The 21,022-nt window shown below is 62.6% G+C and carries 17 protein-coding genes and 1 tRNA gene; 13 read left to right on the top strand and 5 right to left on the bottom strand.

The window, feature by feature from the left end; all coding sequences use genetic code 11:
- Nucleotides 1-283: 283 nt before the first annotated feature.
- Entirely contained in the window at nt 284-652 is a 369-nt protein-coding gene (locus AC1ECK_RS12975; protein WP_480319610.1) for a VOC family protein, read from the top strand.
- A gap of 295 nt (nt 653-947) precedes the next feature.
- Here AC1ECK_RS12975 and AC1ECK_RS12970 read toward each other — a convergent pair.
- The 4 genes from AC1ECK_RS12970 to AC1ECK_RS12955 all read right to left on the bottom strand — a co-directional run bounded on the left by AC1ECK_RS12970 (nt 948) and on the right by AC1ECK_RS12955 (nt 3,178).
- A tRNA-Val gene (locus AC1ECK_RS12970) sits at nt 948-1,022 on the bottom strand.
- Between the two features lie 48 nt (nt 1,023-1,070).
- Nucleotides 1,071-1,805 (bottom strand): DNA polymerase III subunit epsilon, encoded by a 735-nt coding sequence (gene dnaQ, locus AC1ECK_RS12965; protein WP_480319608.1) that lies wholly within the window; start codon nt 1,803-1,805, stop codon nt 1,071-1,073.
- 114 nt (nt 1,806-1,919) lie between these two features.
- Nucleotides 1,920-2,366, bottom strand: a complete 447-nt coding sequence (gene rnhA / locus AC1ECK_RS12960; protein WP_137953914.1) for a ribonuclease HI — start codon at nt 2,364-2,366, stop codon at nt 1,920-1,922.
- The gene (locus AC1ECK_RS12955; RefSeq protein WP_480319606.1) at nt 2,363-3,178 is read right to left on the bottom strand and encodes a class I SAM-dependent methyltransferase; all 816 of its coding nucleotides are present in this window, start codon (nt 3,176-3,178) and stop codon (nt 2,363-2,365) included. Before AC1ECK_RS12955 ends, rnhA begins: the two co-directional genes overlap by 4 nt.
- 19 nt (nt 3,179-3,197) lie before the next feature.
- Between AC1ECK_RS12955 and gloB the strand changes: the two genes are divergently transcribed.
- The 7 genes from gloB to AC1ECK_RS12920 all read left to right on the top strand — a co-directional run bounded on the left by gloB (nt 3,198) and on the right by AC1ECK_RS12920 (nt 13,569).
- Nucleotides 3,198-3,989, top strand: coding sequence for a hydroxyacylglutathione hydrolase (gloB, locus tag AC1ECK_RS12950; protein ID WP_480319604.1), 792 nt, complete (start codon nt 3,198-3,200; stop codon nt 3,987-3,989).
- Nucleotides 3,990-4,144: 155 nt separating this feature from the next.
- The gene (locus AC1ECK_RS12945; protein WP_480319602.1) at nt 4,145-5,845 is read left to right on the top strand and encodes a transglycosylase SLT domain-containing protein; all 1,701 of its coding nucleotides are present in this window, start codon (nt 4,145-4,147) and stop codon (nt 5,843-5,845) included.
- A gap of 191 nt (nt 5,846-6,036) precedes the next feature.
- Complete coding sequence (locus AC1ECK_RS12940) at nt 6,037-7,278, top strand: MFS transporter (protein WP_480319600.1); 1,242 nt, start codon at nt 6,037-6,039, stop codon at nt 7,276-7,278.
- Nucleotides 7,279-7,755: 477 nt separating this feature from the next.
- Entirely contained in the window at nt 7,756-8,919 is a 1,164-nt protein-coding gene (gene carA / locus AC1ECK_RS12935; RefSeq protein ID WP_480319598.1) for a glutamine-hydrolyzing carbamoyl-phosphate synthase small subunit, read from the top strand.
- A gap of 224 nt (nt 8,920-9,143) precedes the next feature.
- A complete protein-coding gene (gene carB, locus AC1ECK_RS12930; RefSeq protein ID WP_480319596.1) occupies nt 9,144-12,398 on the top strand; it encodes a carbamoyl-phosphate synthase large subunit in 3,255 nt (1,084 codons plus the stop codon).
- A 152-nt stretch (nt 12,399-12,550) separates the two neighbouring features.
- Entirely contained in the window at nt 12,551-13,027 is a 477-nt protein-coding gene (gene greA, locus AC1ECK_RS12925; protein ID WP_480319593.1) for a transcription elongation factor GreA, read from the top strand.
- 32 nt (nt 13,028-13,059) lie between these two features.
- The gene (locus AC1ECK_RS12920; RefSeq protein WP_480319590.1) at nt 13,060-13,569 is read left to right on the top strand and encodes a DUF4149 domain-containing protein; all 510 of its coding nucleotides are present in this window, start codon (nt 13,060-13,062) and stop codon (nt 13,567-13,569) included.
- A gap of 160 nt (nt 13,570-13,729) precedes the next feature.
- On the opposite strand, the gene AC1ECK_RS12915 is transcribed toward AC1ECK_RS12920, so the two are convergent.
- A complete protein-coding gene (locus AC1ECK_RS12915; protein ID WP_480319588.1) occupies nt 13,730-14,263 on the bottom strand; it encodes a YhbY family RNA-binding protein in 534 nt (177 codons plus the stop codon).
- Nucleotides 14,264-14,475: 212 nt separating this feature from the next.
- On the opposite strand from AC1ECK_RS12915, the gene AC1ECK_RS12910 reads away from it, so the two are divergent.
- The 5 genes from AC1ECK_RS12910 (at nt 14,476) to pstS (ending at nt 20,999) form a co-directional block, all read left to right on the top strand.
- A complete protein-coding gene (locus tag AC1ECK_RS12910; protein ID WP_480319586.1) occupies nt 14,476-15,138 on the top strand; it encodes an RlmE family RNA methyltransferase in 663 nt (220 codons plus the stop codon).
- Between the two features lie 193 nt (nt 15,139-15,331).
- The gene (ftsH, locus tag AC1ECK_RS12905) at nt 15,332-17,221 is read left to right on the top strand and encodes an ATP-dependent zinc metalloprotease FtsH (RefSeq protein ID WP_480319584.1); all 1,890 of its coding nucleotides are present in this window, start codon (nt 15,332-15,334) and stop codon (nt 17,219-17,221) included.
- Between the two features lie 176 nt (nt 17,222-17,397).
- Complete coding sequence (gene folP / locus AC1ECK_RS12900) at nt 17,398-18,210, top strand: dihydropteroate synthase (RefSeq protein WP_480320117.1); 813 nt, start codon at nt 17,398-17,400, stop codon at nt 18,208-18,210.
- A 28-nt stretch (nt 18,211-18,238) separates the two neighbouring features.
- A complete protein-coding gene (glmM, locus tag AC1ECK_RS12895) occupies nt 18,239-19,597 on the top strand; it encodes a phosphoglucosamine mutase (RefSeq protein WP_480319582.1) in 1,359 nt (452 codons plus the stop codon).
- A 370-nt stretch (nt 19,598-19,967) separates the two neighbouring features.
- Nucleotides 19,968-20,999, top strand: coding sequence for a phosphate ABC transporter substrate-binding protein PstS (gene pstS, locus AC1ECK_RS12890; protein ID WP_480319580.1), 1,032 nt, complete (start codon nt 19,968-19,970; stop codon nt 20,997-20,999).
- The last annotated feature ends 23 nt before the right edge of the window (nt 21,000-21,022 follow it).

The following is a 21,022-nucleotide window of genomic DNA, read 5'->3' as shown; positions in this document are numbered from 1 at the left end:
CAAGATTTTCGTCTGAGGGCTTTTACTCTTGCGGGTCACTCGAAGCTGGTGGGTGGTGCAGGGATTGAACCCGTGACTCATGCCGCTTGAAAGCAGCGTTGGGCTTCGTTCGGCGAGAAGCGGCCTATCGCAAACGTCGGCTTGCGAGATCGCTAAAATATTGCGTCGAGCGGGATTCTGGACGCCCTGACCACCAGCGGGTAGCAGTCTCCTTACGCGGTACCGGCTGTCGCCCTAAAACCAGGTTAGGCCTTGCGCAGGCCCACACACTTCAGGAGAACTCATGTTTGACCATGTCGGATTCGGAGTCAGCGACTATGCAGCGAGCAAAGCGTTCTTCCTCAAGGCACTCGAACCGCTCGGCGTAGCTGTTGTCATGGAGGGACCGCTCGGTGTCGAGCTTAGCCCAAAGGGTAAGGCTTCATTGTGCATGTGCCAAACCGAGGAGAAGCCGGCGCATCTTCATTTGGCGTTCACGGCCGAGAATCGCCAGCAAGTCGAAGCTTTCTATCGCGCGGCTCTGGAGGCGGGTGGTAAAGACAATGGCGCGCCTGGTCTGCGTCCGCAGTACCACGCGAACTACTATGCAGCTTTCGTGATTGGTCCGGACGGGCACAACATCGAAGTGGTTTGCCACGAACCTGGGGCCTAACTAAACACTTCCATTGAGGAGACGTCCGCAAGCAGGCTTCGGCCACTTGTGGCCGCCCCTCATGTCAAACGCTGAGCGCCCGCTTTTGGTGGCGCACCGCACGTAGGACAGATCAGGGTTCATCAGTGCCGGTCGACCTGACTGGGGCGGGGTTCTGCTGGAGGAGGATGTAGGCGAAAAAAAGCCCCGCTAGTGCGGGGCTTTTTTGTGTCGCTTTAGCAGAAGCGCTCTGTTTGCTGGAACGGTGTCGGCCAAACCAACGCTGTATGTGCTTCCAGAGTCTTCGGCTGAATATTGGTGGGTGGTACAGGGATTGAACCTGTGACCCCTGCCGTGTGAAGGCAGTGCTCTACCGCTGAGCTAACCACCCGAAGAGATTGAGATTATGTCAGAGGATCTAGGGCTCGTAAAGTACTTTTTAAGCACTTTGCTCATCCGCGGCCGCGACAGGTTGAAGACGCCACACACTGGTCCCCTTGACCGCCTTGTCGAGCCCATCGAGCACGGCCTGATGCGCGGCGATTTCCTCTTCGCTGGCGACGATCACCGGCAGCTCGACCGAGCTAAGCACCACCCGCGGCGCATGCTCGCTACCGCCCGTTGATGCTTCGCCGAGCATGTCGATAACAAGGCTCTCCTGGCCACGCGTCATCGCCAGATAGACTTCCGCAAGCAACTCCGAGTCGAGCAAGGCGCCGTGCAGCGTACGGTGCGCATTGCTGATGCCGAAGCGGTCGCACAACGCATCCAGCGAATTGCGCTTGCCGGGGAACATCGCCTTGGCGCGCACCAGCGTATCGATCACCTCGCCGCACTGCGAGCTAAACGACGGCAAGCCGAGCAACGCAAACTCGGCGTCGAGAAATCCAATATCGAACGGTGCGTTATGGATGATCAGATCCGCGCCCTGGACGAAGTCGCGCAACTCGTTGGCGATCTCCGCGAACTTCGGCTTGTCGCTCAAAAATTCGGTAGTCAGGCCGTGGACTGCCAGTGCGCCCGGATCGCTGTCGCGTTCCGGGTTGATATAGAAGTGCAGGTTGCTGCCCGTGAGCCGGCGGTTCACCAGCTCGACGCAGCCGATTTCGATAATGCGGTCGCCGGTACGCGCATTCAGGCCGGTGGTTTCGGTATCGAGGATGAGTTGACGCATGTCGGATTAGCCTGCTCTAAAAATTGGCTGAGAAAAAGGTGACGGCAGAAGATCGAAGCGAGCCGGGACGCAAGCAAGTGTGCAAGGCGCACGCACAAGCATCCGGCCCGCGTCTCAAATCTCCGCCAGCGAGGCAACTCCACGATTGGCCAGCGCATCCGCACGTTCATTCTCCGGATGCCCCGCGTGACCCTTCACCCAGCGCCACTCGATCTCGTGCTGCTGAACGGCCGTATCGAGCCGCTTCCACAGATCGGCATTCTTCACGGGCGTCTTGGCCGCGGTCATCCAGTTTTTCTTCTTCCAGCCGTGGATCCACTCGCTGATGCCTTTCTGGACATATTGCGAGTCGGTATGCACCACGGCCTTGCAAGGCCGCTTCAATGCTTCGAGCGCGGCGATCACCGCCATCAGCTCCATGCGGTTGTTGGTGGTGTTCGCTTCGCCGCCGAACATTTCCTTTTCCTGCGCGCCGAAGCGCAGCAGCGCGCCCCAGCCGCCGGGGCCCGGATTGCCTTTGCAGGCGCCGTCTGTATAAATGTCGATGAGGTCGGAAGTCATTTTCTCTGATTGCGTGTGTTCGGGGTGGCGGCGGGGGCGAGGCCCGCGGCAAGCACGGGCTTTTTCACCTTTACTGGGCCGATCAGACGCATGCCGCGCACGCGCTTGATCGCCTTCACCATATAGGTGGCGCCGAAGATCGGCCACCAGCGGTCGCCGGCAGCTTCCATGAAGCTGTAGCGCGCGAGCCACTGATCGCTGACGAGGGGCGGACGATAGCAGCCGAAGCGTCCGCGTTCAAGGTCGAAGCCGAGCAGTTTAATCCAGTCCTTCAAACGGGTGAACGCAATCAGGTCGTGCGCAGCGGGCACGAACGGCCGCCCCGTCACCTTGCCGACCGATTGCCGGGCGCCCCACAGCGACAACGAATTGAAGCCGAGAATGATCAACTGGCCTTCCGGCATCAGCACACGTTCGGCCTCACGCAGCAGCCGGTGCGGATCGCTGGTGAATTCGAGCGTATGCGGCATCACGATCAGGTCGACGCTCTGCGCCTCGAACGGCAGGTCCAGCAGGTCGCACCAGACGACGCTGCGGCCGGGTGGCGCATGTTTTTCGGGCGCGGCGGCGCCCGCCGCACGCGGGAATTCATAAGGCGCGCTCGCACCGCTGGCGGCGTCCAGCACGAGGCCCCGGCACGGCATGCGGTTCTCGCGCAGCGCATCGAGCTGCGGCAGACCGAGCTGCAGCGCGTGGTAGCCGAACACGTCCGACACCACTCGGTCGAGCTGCGCCTGTTCCCATTCCAGCACGTAACGTCCGGGTGGCGAATCGGTCCAGGCGGGCCAGTCTATAATCGTTCGGTCAGACATATTGAAGATTGCGTCGCCTATGAATGCGCTCGAGTACGTCCCCGTCCCGGCGTTTGAAGACAATTACATCTGGCTCGTGTCGGACGGTCACCATGCGGTGGCCGTCGATCCGGGTGAGGCCGCTCCGGTTCGCGCCTATCTGGCGAAGCGGGGCTGGCGGTTGAGCGCTATTTTACTCACGCACCATCACCAAGACCACGTCGGCGGGGTGGCCGATCTGCTGAATGGCCAGGACGTGCCCGTATATGGGCCGGCCGGCGAGGCGATCGAGCATCTGACCTACCGTTTGAAGCGGGGTGATCGCGTGAGCATCGCCGAGCCGGCGCTCGAACTGAGCGTGCTCGACGTGCCGGGCCATACACGCGGCCATATTGCCTACTTCCAGGCGGCCGATCCGGCCGGTACCCCGCACGTATTTTGCGGCGACACGCTGTTCGCGTGTGGCTGCGGCCGGCTGTTCGAAGGCACTCCGGCACAGATGCTGGCGTCGCTGGACGAACTCGCGGCCCTGCCGGGCTCGACCCAGGTGCACTGCGCACACGAGTACACGCTGTCGAACATTCGCTTCGCGCTCGCCTGCGAACCGGACAATGCGCAACTGCAGGCATGGCGCGACGAAGCGAGCGCGCTGCGCGAGCGCGGCGTTCCCACGCTGCCCACGACCATCGCCCACGAACGGGCAGTGAACCCGTTTTTAAGGGCCGATAGTCTGGCTATCCACGCCACCCTCGCAGAACAGTTGCATGAAACAGTGCCGGATCGTTTGACCGCGTTCACATTGTTGCGTGAGTGGAAGAACAGGTTCCGCTGACCCCCAGGTTTATGGGGGCATGTTCACCTTGAATTTCGGAAAAATCTGCCAAGCCTAAGATTTGCCTAGGTTTTTCGTATATTTCCGATTGACGTAAACGTTTCGCTTTCGTACTATCGGCAGCAAATTCCAGTCCTGTGGAAGCCGAGACGTTCATGAGATTTATCTTTAGTGCGTTGTTGGTCCTCATGCTCGCCGCGTGCGCGAGCCAGGGGCCGACGACGAATAGCAATAGCACCGCTTCCAATCCTGCCAGCCAGCAAGCCGTAGCCGACGCCCTTCGCAATACAGCCTCTGCCAAAGAAACGATCAATGTCGACCAGGGTTCCGTCGATCAGTTGACGAGTCCCGATGCCGATCTGTGGGCGCGGATTCGCCGTGGTTTTCAGATGCCTGACCTGCAAAGCGACCTCGTCGACATGCAGGCCAACTGGTATGCGCAGCGCCCGGATTACGTCGCGCGCATGACCGAGCGCTCGCAGAAATATCTGTATCACATCGTCGAAGAGCTCGAGCAGCGCCATATGCCGACCGAGCTGGCCTTGCTGCCGTTCATCGAGTCCGCCTATAACCCGCAGGCGCTGTCGGTTGCGAAGGCGGCCGGCATGTGGCAGTTCGTGCCGGGTACTGGTCGTACCTACAACCTCAAGCAGAACATGTGGCAGGACGAGCGCCGTGACGTGCTCGCCTCCACCAGTGCCGCGCTGGACTACCTTTCGCGCCTGCACGACATGTTCGGCGACTGGCAGCTTGCGCTCGCCGCCTACAACTGGGGTGAGGGCAACGTGCAGCGCGCCATCGCGCGCAACGAGGCGGCGGGCTTGCCGACGGACTATCAGAACCTGCGCATGCCGAACGAGACGCGCAACTACGTCCCGAAGCTGCAGGCGGTGAAGAACATCGTGATGAACCCGCAGGTCTACGGCCTGACGCTGCCGTCGATTCCGAACCACCCGTATTTCGTGACGGTCACCACCGCGCACGATATCGACGTCGACGTGGCGGCCAAGCTCGCCAACATGACGCCTGACGAGTTCCGCTCGCTGAACCCGTCGTTCAAGAAGCCGGTCATCCTGGGCGCGACGCAGCCGCAGATCCTGCTGCCGTTCGATAACGCCAGCGCTTTCGAGCACAATCTGAAGACGTACTCGGGCAACCTGTCGTCGTGGACCACCTACACGGTGACCGAGCGCGCGGCGCCGGCCGCGATCGCGCAGAAGATCGGCGTGGACGCGGACACGCTGATGGAAGTCAACAAGATTCCCGTCGGCATGCGCCTGAAGCCGGGCTCGACGATCGTCGTTCCACGCAGCGACGACGATGCCGACGAAGACATCAGTGCCGACGTCGCCGAAAGCGCCGTCCTCGCCATGGAGCCGGATGTCCCCGACACGCGCAAGATGCTGATCCGCGTGCGGCGCAAGCAGACCATGGCGGCATTGGCGGTGCGTTATGGCGTTTCGGTCGGTCAACTGAAGGCGTGGAACCGTACGCGTCGCGATCAGGTGAACCCGGGTCAGGTTATCGTGCTGCACGTTCCTGTAGGTAAGGCCATGCCGAGCGAGCCGGGCCCGGAGCGCATCGCAACGAGCGTGCAGGGCGGTGGCGTCGAGCGCATCGGCACCCAGGTCGCAGACACGAAGAGCGATTCGCGCTACGATAAGCGCTCAGGTCGTGGCCGCACCGCCGTCGTCAAGGTGTCGGATCCCGCGGGCAAGGCCAGCAAATCCTCCGCGTCCAGCGCCGCCAAGGGCAAGACGTCGAAAGCGCCTGCCCCGGGCACGTCCAGCAAGGCGTCGAAGGCTGCGGCAGCAAGCCGCCCGAAGACCGCGGCCAAGGCGAAGAAGGGCAATTAGACCAAAGCGGCTCTCACGGAAGTGGCCACATGCGTTGCGGGGGCAGCGCATGAATTGCGCTCCGATCACTTCTCGTTTTTCGACGCCGTCACCTGTGGTGACGGCGTTTTCATTTCAGGGTCTTTGCGCCCGTTCCTTGCCTTTTCCTTTATCGTGAGCGCTTTCGTCTGACCCGAAACCGCCGATTACTCATGTCGTCCACCCAGCTCCGCGTGTTCCTGCTGTTTTCAGCCGGCTACTTCGTTTCCTATGTATTTCGCGGTGTCAATCTCGGCTTTGCGCCGCTCATCACGCACGATCTGGGCCTGTCGGCCGCCAATCTCGGTCTGCTGACGAGTCTGTATTTCCTTGGCTTCGCGGGGGCGCAACTGCCGGCGGGCGTGCTGCTCGATCACTACGGCTCGCGCCGGGTCACGGCCGGCACGCTGCTGTTTGCGGCGGCGGGGATCTGGGTATTCGGAGCGGCGCACAGCCTGGGCATGATGATGCTCGGGCGCCTGCTGATCGGCGTCGGCGTTTCGGTGTGTCTGGGCGCGGCGTTCAAGGCGCTGGCGCAGCATTTCGAGCCCGCGCGGCTGCCGCTGATGAACGGCCTGGTGATGGCGGTCGGCGGACTGGGCGGCGTGGCCGTGGGTTCGCCGCTGACCTGGACGCTGACCTTCATGAGCTGGCGTACGGTGTGCGGCGCGCTGGGCGTGCTGACCGTCGTCGTGGCGCTCGCCTTGTGGACGCTTGCGCCGGATAAGCGCGACGGGCATCGCCAGGCGAGCCTCGGCACGCAGTTCAAGGGCACCTGGCACATCCTCAAAAGTCCGGCGTTCTGGAAAATTGCGTCGTTTTCGGTCGTCACGCAAGGCGTGTTCTATGCGATGCAGTCGCTGTGGGTCGGCGCGTGGATGCGCGACGTGATGGGGCTCGCGCCTCGTGAGGCCGCCGCCCAGGTGTCGATTCTCGGTTTCGCGATGATGGCCGGCTGCATCGGTTTCGGCGCCTCGGCGCGCAGTCTGGAAAAGCTCGGCGTCTCGCTCTATGCGTTTTGCGGCATCGGCATGGCGCTCTTCGTGGCGACGCAGTTGCTCATCATGTTTGGCGCCCCGCTGCCGGCAGGGCTGCTCTGGGCCGCCTACGGCATCTTCGGCGGCACCGGCATTCTCAGTTATGCCGTGCTGGCGCGGCATTTCCCGCCGCATCTGATCGGCCGCGGCAATACCACGCTCACGCTAATTATTTTTTTGCTGATCTTCGGTTTCCAGATCGGCGTCGGCGCGATGCTGTCGTTGTGGCCGGCTACCGCCGGCCACTATCCAGCCGAAGCACACCTGAGTGCCTGGGGCATCCTCGTCGTGCTGCAGATCGCCAGTGCGATCTGGTACGTATTGCCGAGCCGGGTGCTGACCCAGCACGCTCATCTGCAGGCGGAGCATCATTCGTGAGGTGGGCTTTTTGCGGCCTATGAGGTCCGCCGGAGGCGTTCCCGAGCCGCTTCGCCGGTGGCCTGCGGGCTGCTTTCAGGCCGGAGCTGTTTGATATCCCGACGTCGCTGCCTAAATCAGGATGCGATGGCCTGAGAGCCTTATGGATAAAGGCCTTGGCGTGTCCGGGAGGGCTCTGCGCCCGGTCCCGGAGCTATCTCACATTTGGAGAGAGGGGCACTTTAGAGCTATAATTCCAAGGTTTGAGCTTATCAACCCGCACCCTAGCGCCTACCTCTCCCACACCGTTCATCCGCCGCGCGCGGCTGACGCACCGCACCCAGCCGATCAATCCATACAATGGATCCATCGCGCCCTTGCGACGTCTGCTGCGATACGCGAGCGAGCCTGCGCGCGCATCACGCCGATGCGCCTCGCTGCGGCTCGCACGGCTCGGATAGACAGGTCGGCACAGGGTGTTCCCCCAAGGAGTCTCCCGTGTTGCCGTCTTTTTCTCCCGCTCTGCTCGCGCTCGCCGACGGCACGGTCTTTCGTGGCTACTCGATCGGCGCCCCCGGCCATACGATTGGCGAAGTCGTTTTCAACACCGCTATCACCGGTTATCAGGAAATCCTGACTGACCCGAGCTACGCGCGTCAGATCGTGACCCTCACGTATCCGCATATCGGCAACGTCGGCGTGAACGCCGAAGATGTCGAAGCCACGAAAGTCCATGCCGCCGGCCTCATCATCCGCGATCTGCCGGTTCTCGCCTCGAATTTCCGCATGGAGCGCACGCTCTCGCAATACCTGCAGGACGAAGGCGTGGTGGCCATCGCCGGCCTCGACACCCGCAAGCTGACGCGCGTGCTGCGCGACAAGGGTGCGCAGAACGGCGCGATTCTGGGCGGGTCGGATGACGAAGCCAAGACAATCGAACTGGCACGCTCGTTCCCGGGTCTTGCCGGCATGGATCTGGCCAAGGTTGTGTCGACGAAGGAATCGTTCGAGTGGACCCAGACCGAGTGGCGACTGGGCAGCGGCTACGGCACGCAGAGTGCGCCGAAGTACCGGGTGGTCGCGTTCGACTACGGCGTCAAGTACAACATCCTGCGCATTCTGGCCGAGCGCGGCTGCCACGTCACCGTGCTGCCGGCGCAAGCCACCGCGGCGGACGCGCTGGCGCTCAATCCGGACGGCGTGTTCCTCTCCAACGGCCCGGGCGACCCGGAGCCGTGTGACTACGCGATCGCAGCTACCAGAGAGCTGATCGAGCGCGGCATCCCGACCTTCGGCATTTGTCTCGGCCACCAGATCATGGGTCTCGCGGTCGGCGCGAAGACGATGAAGATGAAGACCGGCCACCACGGCGCGAACCATCCGGTGAAGGATCTCGACGACGGCCGCGTGGTCATCACGTCGCAGAACCATGGTTTCGCAGTCGACGCCGCCACGCTGCCGGCCAATGCGCGCGTCACCCACGTGTCGCTGTTCGACGGCACGCTGCAAGGCTTTGCGCTGACCGACAAGCCGGCTTTCTGCTTCCAGGGTCACCCGGAAGCGTCGCCTGGTCCGCACGACATTGCTTATCTGTTCGATCGCTTCACCGGCTTGATGGACCACAAGAAAGCCGGCACGACGGCGGCCGCTGCGGCTGCCTAGAGTGTGGCCAGATAAGCTGGCCAGATAAGGCGTCCAGGCGTCTGTATATAAGAAGACGCCCGCGCAACGCGGAGCACCGGTGGTAACAGCGCCGGACGCTTGCGCAAGCGCACAGAACAGAGCGCGCCGCCGCGGCAGCGGGAAGCCAACGGAAACAACGGCTCCGGCAGCAGCGGTGCAGCGCGCCAACGGAAAGAATTCAGGAATACATTAGCGAGAGCGTTATGCCCAAGCGGACAGACATCAAGAGCATCCTCATCATCGGCGCGGGTCCGATCATCATCGGCCAGGCGTGCGAGTTCGATTACTCGGGCGCGCAGGCGTGCAAGGCGCTGCGTGAGGAAGGCTACAAGGTCATTCTCGTCAACAGCAATCCGGCGACGATCATGACCGACCCGAACACGGCCGACGTGACCTACATCGAGCCGATCACCTGGGAAGTGGTGGAGCGCATCATCGCCAAGGAGCGCCCGGACGCGATCCTGCCGACGATGGGCGGCCAGACCGCGCTGAACTGCGCGCTCGATCTGCACGCGCACGGCGTGCTGGAAAAGTACAAGGTCGAGCTGATCGGCGCGTCGCCGGAAGCCATCGACAAGGCGGAAGACCGCCAGAAGTTCAAGGACGCGATGACGAAGATCGGTCTCGGTTCGGCCAAGTCGGGCACCGCGCATTCCATGGAAGAAGCGCTGCAAGTGCAGGCGCAGATCGCAGCCGAAACCGGCAGCGGCGGCTACCCGGTGGTGATCCGTCCGTCGTTCACGCTCGGCGGTTCGGGCGGCGGCATCGCCTACAACCGTGACGAGTTCGAAGAGATCTGCAAGCGCGGCCTGGACCTGTCGCCGACGCGCGAACTGCTGATCGAAGAATCGCTGCTCGGCTGGAAAGAGTATGAGATGGAAGTGGTCCGCGACAAGAAGGACAACTGCATCATCGTCTGCTCGATCGAAAATCTGGACCCGATGGGCATCCACACCGGCGACTCGATCACCGTCGCGCCGGCGCAGACGCTTACCGACAAGGAATACCAGATCCTGCGTAACGCATCGCTCGCGGTGCTGCGCGAGATCGGCGTGGATACCGGTGGCTCGAACGTGCAGTTTTCGATCAATCCGAAAGATGGCCGGATGATCGTGATCGAAATGAATCCGCGCGTGTCGCGTTCGTCGGCGCTGGCTTCGAAGGCCACCGGCTTTCCGATTGCCAAGGTCGCGGCGAAGCTCGCCTGCGGCTACACGCTCGATGAACTGAAGAACGAAATCACCGGCGGCCAGACCCCGGCGTCGTTCGAACCGACGATCGACTACGTCGTCACCAAGATTCCGCGTTTCGCGTTCGAGAAGTTCCGCGAAGCCGACCCGCGCCTGACCACGCAGATGAAGTCGGTCGGCGAAGTGATGGCAATCGGCCGTACCTTCCAGGAGTCGTTCCAGAAGGCGCTGCGCGGTCTCGAAGTCGGCGTGGACGGCCTGGACGAAAAAACCACCAGCCGCGACGAGATCATCCGCGAGATCGGCGAAGCCGGTCCGGACCGGATCTGGTACGTGGGCGACGCGTTCCGTATCGGCATGAGCGCCGCGGAAATCTTCGAAGAGACCGCCATCGATCCGTGGTTCCTCGCGCAGATCGAACAGATCATCCTGAAGGAAAAGGCGCTGGGTGGCCGCACGCTGGCGAGCCTGTCGAAGGAAGAACTGAAGTATCTGAAGCAAAGCGGTTTTTCGGATCGTCGCCTCGCCAGGCTGCTCGGCGCGAAGCCGGCTGAAGTGCGGCAACGCCGGATCGAACTGAACGTACGCCCGGTCTACAAGCGCGTCGATACCTGCGCGGCCGAGTTCGCCACCAAGACGGCGTACATGTACTCGACCTACGAGGAAGAGTGCGAAGCGAACCCGACCAGCAACAAGAAGATCATGGTGCTGGGCGGCGGCCCGAACCGGATCGGCCAGGGTATCGAGTTCGACTATTGCTGCGTGCACGCCGCGCTCGCCATGCGCGAAGACGGCTATGAAACGATCATGGTCAACTGCAACCCCGAGACCGTTTCGACCGACTACGACACCTCCGACCGTCTGTACTTCGAATCGTTGACACTCGAAGACGTGCTCGAAATCGTCGACAAGGAAAAGCCGGTCGGCGTGATCGTCCAGTATGGCGGCCAGACCCCGCTGAAGCTCGCGCTCGATCTCGAGGCGAACGGCGTGCCGATCATCGGCACTTCGCCCGATATGATCGACGCGGCCGAAGACCGCGAACGCTTCCAGAAGCTGCTGCAGGACCTCGGCCTGCGCCAGCCGCCGAACCGCACTGCGCGCGCCGAAGACGAAGCGCTCAAGCTCGCCGACGAGATTGGCTATCCGCTGGTGGTGCGTCCGTCGTACGTGCTGGGCGGCCGTGCCATGGAAATCGTCCACGAGCCGCGCGACCTCGAGCGCTATATGCGCGAGGCCGTGAAGGTGTCGAACGATTCGCCGGTGCTGCTCGACCGCTTCCTGAACGACGCGATCGAATGCGACGTGGATTGCATCTCCGATGGCGACGCCGTGTTTATCGGCGGCGTGATGGAGCACATCGAACAGGCGGGCGTGCACTCGGGCGACTCGGCTTGCTCGCTGCCGCCGTACTCGCTGTCGAAGGAAACCGTGGCTGAACTGAAGCGCCAGACCGGCGCGATGGCCAGGGCGTTGAACGTGATCGGCCTGATGAACGTGCAGTTCGCGATCCAGCAAGTGCCGCAAGCGGACGGCTCGAAAGAGGACGTGATCTACGTGCTCGAAGTGAACCCGCGCGCTTCGCGCACGGTGCCGTATGTCTCGAAGGCGACCAGCCTGCCGCTCGCCAAGATCGCAGCACGTGCGATGGTCGGCCAGAAGCTGGCCGAGCAGGGCGTGACGAAGGAAATCGATCCGCCGTACTTCAGCGTGAAGGAAGCGGTGTTCCCGTTCGTCAAGTTCCCGGCGGTCGACCCGGTGCTCGGACCGGAAATGCGTTCGACCGGCGAGGTGATGGGCGTGGGCCAGACCTTCGGCGAGGCGCTCTTCAAGTCGCAGCTCGCCGCAGGCTCGCGTCTGCCGGAGTCGGGCACGGTGCTTCTGACCGTGATGGACGCCGACAAGCCGAAGGCCGTCGAAGTCGCGCGCATGCTGCACGAACTGGGCTACCCGCTCGTTGCAACCAAGGGTACGGCTGCCGCGATCGAAGCGGCCGGCGTTCCGGTCAAGGTCGTCAACAAGGTGAAGGACGGCCGTCCGCACATCGTCGACATGATCAAGAACGGCGAAATCGCGCTGGTCTTCACGACCGTCGACGAAACCCGCGCTGCGATTGCCGATTCGCGCTCAATCCGCATGAGCGCCCAGGCGAACAAGGTCACGTACTACACGACGATGTCGGGTGCAAGGGCTGCGGTCGAAGGCTTGCGGTATCTGAAGGACCTGGAAGTCTATGATTTACAAGGACTCCACGCTCGCCTAAACTAAGGCTTCGAATACCTGTCCGAGATGTAAGTGCCGCGGTTAAGCGGCGTCCCCCAAGGTACCGGCATGGGCTTTGCCCGGGCTAAGGCGCCAGCGGGGATGCACTTAACCGCGGTGATTTTTTTTATGGCCGTTTTTTGCCACTAGAGCTGTTTATGAGCACTATTCCATTGACGACGCGCGGCGCCAACAAGTTGCGCGATGAACTGCAGCGCCTGAAATCGGTTGATCGTCCGGCGGTCATCAACTCGATCGCCGAAGCACGTGCCCAAGGCGACCTGTCGGAAAACGCCGAGTACGACGCTGCGAAAGAGAAGCAAGGCTTTATCGAGGGCCGCATTGCGGAAATCGAGTCGAAGCTGGCCGGTGCGCAGATTATCGATCCCGCGGCGGTAGACGCCGACGGTCGCGTCGTGTTCGGCGCGACCGTGGAGCTTGAAGACCTCGATTCGGGTGCGTCGGTCAAATACCAGATCGTCGGCGACGACGAAGCGGATCTCGAGCACGGTCTGATTTCGATCAGCTCGCCGATTGCACGGGCTCTGATCGGCAAGTCGGAAGGCGACGTGGCCTCGGTGCAGGCGCCGGGCGGCGTGCGCGAGTACGAAATCATCGCCGTCAGCTACGTCTAAAGGCCGCCCAGGTGTCTACTCAGGTGTCCCCCATGCCGCATCGGGTGTTCCGGTTGCTTACCGTTGTGTGGGTCGGCAGTCTGCTCACGATCGGCTATGCGGTTGCGCCCGTGCTGTTCAACTCGCTCGACCGGATCTCGGCGGGCGCGGTCGCGGCACAACTGTTTCTCATCGAAGGCGTGCTTGGCGTAGTGTGCGGGGCCGTGCTGCTGGTGCTCGCCAACGGGCTGATCCGCCGCGGCAACAACGCTTATCGCCGTCTGCGCTGGCTGATTGCCGGGATGCTGGTGTGCGTGCTGCTCGGATACTTTGCGCTACAGCCTTTCATGAATGCAATCCGCATGGCTGCGCTCGAGGCGGGCACGGATGTCGCTCATTCTCCGGACGCGACGCGCTTCGGTGTGCTGCACGGCGTGTCGAGCCTGTTTTATCTGATCGAGAGCTTGCTCGCGGTTGCACTGGTGTGGAAGCTGCCCGTCGAAGCGAGCGTGGTGAGCTCCGGGAATGGAGCCCAGGAAAGGGGTCCAAGGCGCAGCGGGTAAGGGCGCCGCCGGCTAATGGTGAAGTACTGCGGGTGAAGTACCGCTGGTGAACCACCGCGCGTGAAATGCCGCAGGTGACGTACCGCGAACGTCACACGACGAACGCTTCACTGCGCTGCGGGCAAAAGGCGCCCGCAGCCTCCTCAGCCTCCAGAGCCGCTTACTTTACTGCCTGATGCGGGCGCTTGGCGCTGGTCTGGCGCTTCTTGGCGCGCTTGATATTGCCGCCCGCGGTGACGCGTTCGTTGCCGCGCACCACGACTTTCTTGGGCTTCGGCTTGCGCATCGGGATTTCGGAGGGCTTGACCACCGTGACGACGCGCGGGGCACGGCCTTTACCCGGCTTGGTTTCTTCAGATGCCGCCTGGCGGGCGCTCGGCAGTTCGCCACGTTTGGCGCGGCTAGCGGGCCGGGCCGCCGCTTCCGACTTCCAGATCACCAGCAGCTTGCCGATATGCTGGATCGGCGCGGCGTTCAGCGTGTCGCAGATCTGTTCGTAGATGGCAATCCGTTCTTCGCGTTCGTCGCCGAACACGCGAATCTTGATTAGCTGATGCGCGCCAAGGTGGACCTTGATTTCGGCCAGAACGGCGTCAGTCAAGCCCTCGGCGCCGATGAGCACGACCGGTTTGAGCGCATGTGCCTGGGAGCGCAACTCGGCGCGTTGATCGGAAGAGACTTTGAGGGCTGGCATGGAAAGTGGGAGACTCGACTAAAATGGCGGCGCCTGCATTTTCGAGCGATTGGGTCGCTTATTGGGCTCGATCAGGCAGGGCGGCGCGTCAGAACAACAGAGAACGCGGTTGATGGCTCACGGGTTGATGACCCATGCGCTGACAGCCGCGCAAATTAAACGCGTATTATCCGCTAAAAGCGCGACATCACGCAGCAAGAGTTCAACGTTTAATGGCAAAAAACAAGTTCAACACGTCGTGGTTGCACGATCACATCAACGATCCGTACGTGAAACTGGCGCAGCGGGAGGGTTACCGTGCCCGTGCAGCCTACAAACTGAAGGAAATAGACGAACAGGACAAGCTGATCCGTCCCGGCCAGGTCATTGTCGACCTCGGCTCGGCGCCCGGTAGCTGGAGCCAGTACGCCCGCAACAAGCTGGCGCAGGGCGCGAAGCGCGATGCGGCGCGCGAAGGCGGCATCGACGGCACGATTATCGCGCTCGACCTGTTGCCGATGGAGCCGATTGCCGATGTCACCTTCATCCAGGGCGACTTCCGCGAGGACACGGTTCTGCACCAACTGGAAGAATTGGTCGGAGAGCGTCAGGTCGATCTTGTAATTTCGGATATGGCGCCCAACCTGTCGGGTGTGGCGCTCGCGGACGCCGCGCGGATCGAGCATGTATGCGATCTCGCGCTGGAATTCTCGCAGAATCATCTGAAGCCGGATGGTGCCCTTTTAGTCAAATGCTTTCACGGCAGCGGTTACAGCCAGATTGTCGAAAAGTTCAAGCAGCAGTTTAAGACGGTGGCCGCGCGCAAGCCGAAAGCGTCGCGCGATAAATCGTCCGAGACTTTTATTTTGGGTAAGCATCTGAAACGGCCCGCTTAAGTGGATACCCCAGTGAGCGTCCCGCGACCTTTTTGAGTTCCAGATTTGTCGGAAAAGCGGCACTGGGACAGCGTCTTGCGCTATTTCTGTGGTAGCGAAACGTTATGGCAGGGGTCTGCGGACTGGATTAGAATGCTTTAGTGGTGCCGCAAGGCAAATGTAGGCGCCCGTCTATGAGTGAAGGAGTGGTGCTTTGAACAACAATATGTTTTCGAAGGCAGCAGTGTGGCTGGTTATCGCACTGGTGCTGTTTACGGTGTTCAAGCAGTTCGACAAGCCCCGTATCCAGGAAGGCGTTTCCTATTCGCAGTTCATGGACGACGCAAAGAACGGCAAGGTCAAGAACGTCATCGTTCAGGGGCGTAACCTCACGGTCACTCCAGCAGACGGCCAGAAATACCAGATCGTGTCGCCCGGCGACATCTGGATGGTCGGCGACCTGATGAAGTACGGCGTTCAGGTGAGCGGCAAGGCCGATGACGAACCGAGCGCGCTGATGTCCGCGCTGTATTACCTCGGACCGACAATCCTGATTATCGGGTTCTGGTTCTACATGATGAGGCAGATGCAGGGGGGCGGGAAAGGCGGGGCGTTCTCGTTCGGCAAATCCCGCGCACGTCTGATCGACGAGAACAACAACGCCATCAATTTCACTGACGTCGCCGGTTGCGACGAAGCCAAGGAAGAAGTCTCGGAACTGGTCGACTTCCTGCGCGATCCGCAAAAATTCCAGAAGCTCGGCGGGCGCATCCCGCGCGGCGTGCTGCTGGTCGGGCCGCCGGGAACCGGCAAGACGCTGCTCGCCCGCGCAATTGCCGGCGAAGCGAAAGTACCGTTCTTCAGCATTTCCGGTTCGGACTTCGTGGAAATGTTCGTCGGTGTCGGCGCGGCGCGTGTGCGCGACATGTTCGAACAGGCCAAGAAGCACGCTCCGTGTATCGTGTTCATCGACGAAATCGACGCGGTCGGCCGTCATCGCGGCGCCGGCATGGGCGGTGGTAACGACGAACGCGAACAGACGCTGAACCAGATGCTGGTCGAGATGGACGGCTTCGAAGCGAACTCGGGCGTGATCGTGATCGCCGCCACGAACCGTTCGGACGTGCTGGACAAGGCGCTGCTGCGTCCGGGCCGTTTCGACCGCCAGGTCTATGTCGGTCTGCCGGACATCCGCGGCCGCGAACACATCATGAAGGTGCACCTGCGCAAGGTGCCGATCTCGAACGACGTCGACGCAGCGGTGATCGCACGCGGCACACCGGGCTTTTCGGGTGCTGACCTCGCGAATCTCGTGAACGAAGCGGCACTGTTCGCGGCACGCCGCGGCAAGCGCATCGTCGAAATGATCGACTTCGAAGACGCGAAGGACAAGATCTTCATGGGTCCGGAGCGCAAGTCGGCCGTGATCCGCGAAGAATCGAAGCGCGCCACGGCGTACCACGAGTCGGGCCATGCGGTGATCGCCAAGCTGTTGCCGAAGGCCGATCCGGTTCACAAGGTCACCATCATCCCGCGCGGTCGTGCGCTGGGTGTGACGTGGCAGTTGCCGGAGCACGATAACGAAACGTACTCGAAGGACTACCTGCTGGACCGTCTGGCGATTCTGTTCGGCGGCCGGGTGGCGGAAGAGCTGTTCCTGAACCTGATCAGCACGGGCGCCTCGGACGACTTCAACAAGGCTACGGCTACGGCCCGCGCCATGGTGGCCCGCTTCGGCATGACCGATGCGCTCGGACCGATGGTCTACGTGGACGACGAGAATGACGCTACGCCGTTCGGCCGCGGCTTCACGCGCACCATTTCGGAAGCGACGCAGCAGAAGGTCGACGCGGAAATCCGCCGTGTGCTGGACGAACAGTACGGCCTCGCCAAGCGCCTGCTGGACGAAAACCGCGACAAGGTCGAAGCGATGACTGCGGCCCTGATGGAGTGGGAGACGATCGACGCCGATCAGATCAACGACATCATGGCTGGCCGTCCGCCGCGCGCGCCGAAGAGTTCGCCGCCGTCGGCAAGCGACGCTTCGTCGGGCGGCAGCACGGGCACTGAGGTGAAGCCGGGCAGCGCGACTGCGCCGGCCTGATCGAAGCAACGTCCAAAGCACGGGCCGGTGTGATTTCACACCGGCCCGTTTTGCATTCATCTGATTTGCCTGCTGGTATGGCCCGTAACGTGTCGAACACCGCATTATCGTTTCTCCCCACCCCCGAGCCGTTGCAATGCGGCCGCTTCACGCTGAGCTTCGAGCGCCCGTTGGTGATGGGCATTCTCAACGTCACACCCGATTCGTTCTCCGACGGCGGCAAGTTCGCGATGCGCGGCGATGCGCTGCGCCAGGCCGAGCGGATGATGCTCGACGGCGCCGACATCATCGATATCGGCGGCGAATCGACCCGTCCCGGTGCGCCGCCGGTGTCGCTCGACGAGGAACTGGAGCGGGTGATTCCGCTCATCGAACAGTTGCGCGGCGCCCAGGTGCCGCTGTCCGTCGACACCTATAAGCCCGAAGTGATGCGCCACGCGCTGGCCGCAGGCGCGGATCTCGTCAACGACATCTGGGGCTTTCGCATGCCCGGTGCGCTCGAGGCCGTGCGCGACAGCCAATGCGGCCTGTGCGTCATGCATATGCTGGGCGAGCCGCAGACCATGCAACTGGGCGAGCCCGCCTATCAGGACGTCGTCGGCGAGGTGCGGGCGTTCCTGGAGCAACGGGTCGCTGCGTTGACGCAGGCGGGTATTGCGAAACGGCGCATCAGCGTCGATCCCGGCTTCGGCTTCGGCAAGGCGGTGATCGAACACAACTACGCGTTGCTCGCCCGCTTGCCTGACACGGCGCCGCGCGGCGAGCCGCCGTTTCCCGCACCGTTTCCCATTCTGGTCGGCATATCGCGCAAGTCGATGCTCGGCGCGGTCACGGGCCGGGCGGCGTCCGAGCGGCTGGCCGCAAGCATCGCTGCGGCGGTGTGCGCCGCCGAGCGGGGCGCCGCGATATTGCGCGTGCATGATGTGGCGCAGACAGTCGATGCATTAAAAGTTTGGGCAGCCATGCGCGACGCAGCGCGTCGCAACTGACCCTTCGAAGAGAAAGGAAAACATCAAGATGGCACGTCGCTTTTTCGGTACCGATGGCATTCGCGGCAAGGTTGGCGAGGCGCCGATCACGCCGGATTTCGTATTGCGGCTGGGTTACGCCGCCGGCAAGGTGCTGGCGGGCGGGGACCGCTGGGTCAACAGCGGCCAGCGTCCGACTGTCCTGATCGGCAAGGACACGCGCGTCTCGGGCTATATGCTCGAAGCCGCGCTGGAGGCGGGTTTTTCGGCCGCAGGCGTCGACGTCATGCTGGCCGGTCCGATGCCCACGCCGGGCATCGCCTATCTCACGCGCGCCTTGCGCCTTGCGGCCGGGGTGGTGATCAGCGCGTCGCACAATCCCTACTACGACAACGGCATCAAGTTCTTCTCCGCCCACGGCGACAAGTTGCCCGACGAAGTCGAGCTGAAGATCGAGGAGCAACTGGAGCAGCCGCTCGACTGCGCCGCCTCCGAGCAGCTCGGCAAGGCGCGCCGTCTGGATGACGCCGCTGGCCGCTATATCGAGTTCTGCAAGAGCACCTTCCCGGCCGCCTTCGATCTGCGCGGCATGAAGCTGGTGGTCGATTGCGCGCACGGTGCGGCGTATCACATCGCGCCGCACGTATTCCATGAGCTCGGGGCAGACGTGATCCCGATCGGCGTCGCGCCGAACGGCTTCAACATCAACGACGGCGTCGGCGCGACCGCGCCGGACGCGCTGGTGCGCGCGGTGCGGGCCAACCACGCTGACCTCGGCATCGCGCTGGATGGCGACGCCGACCGCCTGCAGGTGGTCGACGCCGCCGGCCGCCTCTACAACGGCGATGAACTGCTGTATGTGCTGGTCAAGGATCGCATTGAAACCGACGGCAAGGTGGAAGGCGCGGTCGGCACGCTGATGACCAATATGGCGGTCGAAGTGGCGCTGCAGCGCGCCGGCGTGCAGTTCGTGCGCGCGGCGGTCGGCGACCGTTACGTGCTCGAACAACTGCGCGAACACGGCTGGCAACTGGGGGCCGAGGGTTCCGGCCACATCCTCTCGCTCGACCGCCATTCGACCGGTGACGGAATCGTGTCATCGCTGCTGGTGCTGGCGGCCATGAAGCGCAGCGGCAAGACGCTCGGCCAACTGCTCGAAGGCGTGACGCTGTTCCCGCAGAAGCTGATCAATGTGCGGATGCAACCGGGGGCGGACTGGAAGGGCAGCGATCCGATCCGTCGCGCCATCAGCGCAGCCGAGGCAGCGCTGGAAGGGCACGGCCGGGTGTTGATCCGCGCTTCCGGCACCGAGCCGGTGCTGCGTGTGATGGTCGAAGCCCAGCGGGTGGACGACGCGGTTGAGCATGCCGAGGCCATTGCCAGCGTGGTCAAGCAGGCAACCGCCTGATCGGGAAGCCGCCCCGTCAGGGCGGGAGTGTGCGTCGCCGCGGCCAATTGTCGCGGCGTCGCGCCTTCCTTTCGCCGAGGGGAGCCCGGCTATCGCGCCATGGGTTCCCGCCCTTACTGACGGCTTCCGTTTCGATCGAGCCCCCTTCCAGAAACCCTTCATCGACACGCAAACGTTCTCGCCGCGCATTTTTCGCCTAATCTCTACAAACATGGCGAAAACGCCGCTCCGGCAGCTTTCATCAGCCAAATCTTACTTTCATTGCTGTAACCATACTGTCACGTGGTTTTCACGGTTCGTCACGTTACTGTCACAAAGAGACCCTATTCTTCGCGGTGTCGTGTAATCCGCTCACACCACTGGAGGTCTCATGAAATTGATGCAAACCGCGTTCGCTGGCCTGGCTGGCGCGCTCTTCGCGATCGCAGCGCAAGCCGCCGACATTACCGGCGCGGGCAGCACCTTTGCAGCACCCATCTATACGAAGTGGGCTGACGCTTATCAGAAGTCGGGCGGCGGCAAGGTCAACTACCAGGGCATCGGTTCGTCGGGCGGCATCAAGCAGATCATCGCCAAGACGGTTGATTTCGCAGGCTCGGACGCTCCGCTGAAGGACGACGAACTGGCCAAGGAAGGCCTGTTCCAGTTCCCGACGGTGGTCGGCGGCGTGGTGCCGGTTGTGAACCTGCCGGGCGTGACCCCGGGCCAACTGACGCTGTCGGGCGAAGTGCTCGGCGACATCTACCTGGGCAAGATCAAGAAGTGGAACGATCCGGCGATCGCCGCACTGAACCCGAAGGCAAAGCTGCCGGATACGGACATCGCGGTGGTGCGCCGTGCTGACGGTTCGGGCACCAGCTTCATCTGGACGAACTACCTGTCGAAGGTCAACGCAGACTGGAAGTCGAAGGTCGGCGAAGGCGCAACGGTTAGCTGGCCGACGGGCACGGGCGGCAAGGGCAACGACGGCGTCGCAGCCTTCGTGCAACGTCTGCCGGGCGCTATCGGTTACGTCGAATGGGCGTACGCCAAGCAAAACCACATGAACTACGTTGCGATGAAGAACTCGTCGGGCGCAGTGGTTGAGCCGGAAACGGACACGTTCAAGGCAGCGGCAGCCGGCGCTGACTGGTCGAAGTCGTTCTACCAGATCCTGACGAACGAGCCGGGCAAGAACGCATGGCCGATCGTCGGCGCGACGTTCGTGCTGCTGCACACGACGCAAGACAAGGCACCGCAAGGCGCCGAAACGCTGAAGTTCTTCGACTGGGCGTTCAAGAACGGCGGCCAGGCTGCAAACGATCTTGACTACATCTCGCTGCCGGAATCGGTCGTGACGGAAATCAAGACGCAGTGGAAAGAGAAGGTGAAGGACGCATCGGGCAAGGCAATCGCCGAGTAAGCGTCAAACGCGTAGTAACAAGC

The organism is Paraburkholderia sp. SSBN10T (assembly GCF_056619545.1).
The sequence above is the reverse complement of the archived record's forward strand: the minus strand, read 5'-3'. Positions and strand labels throughout refer to the sequence as shown.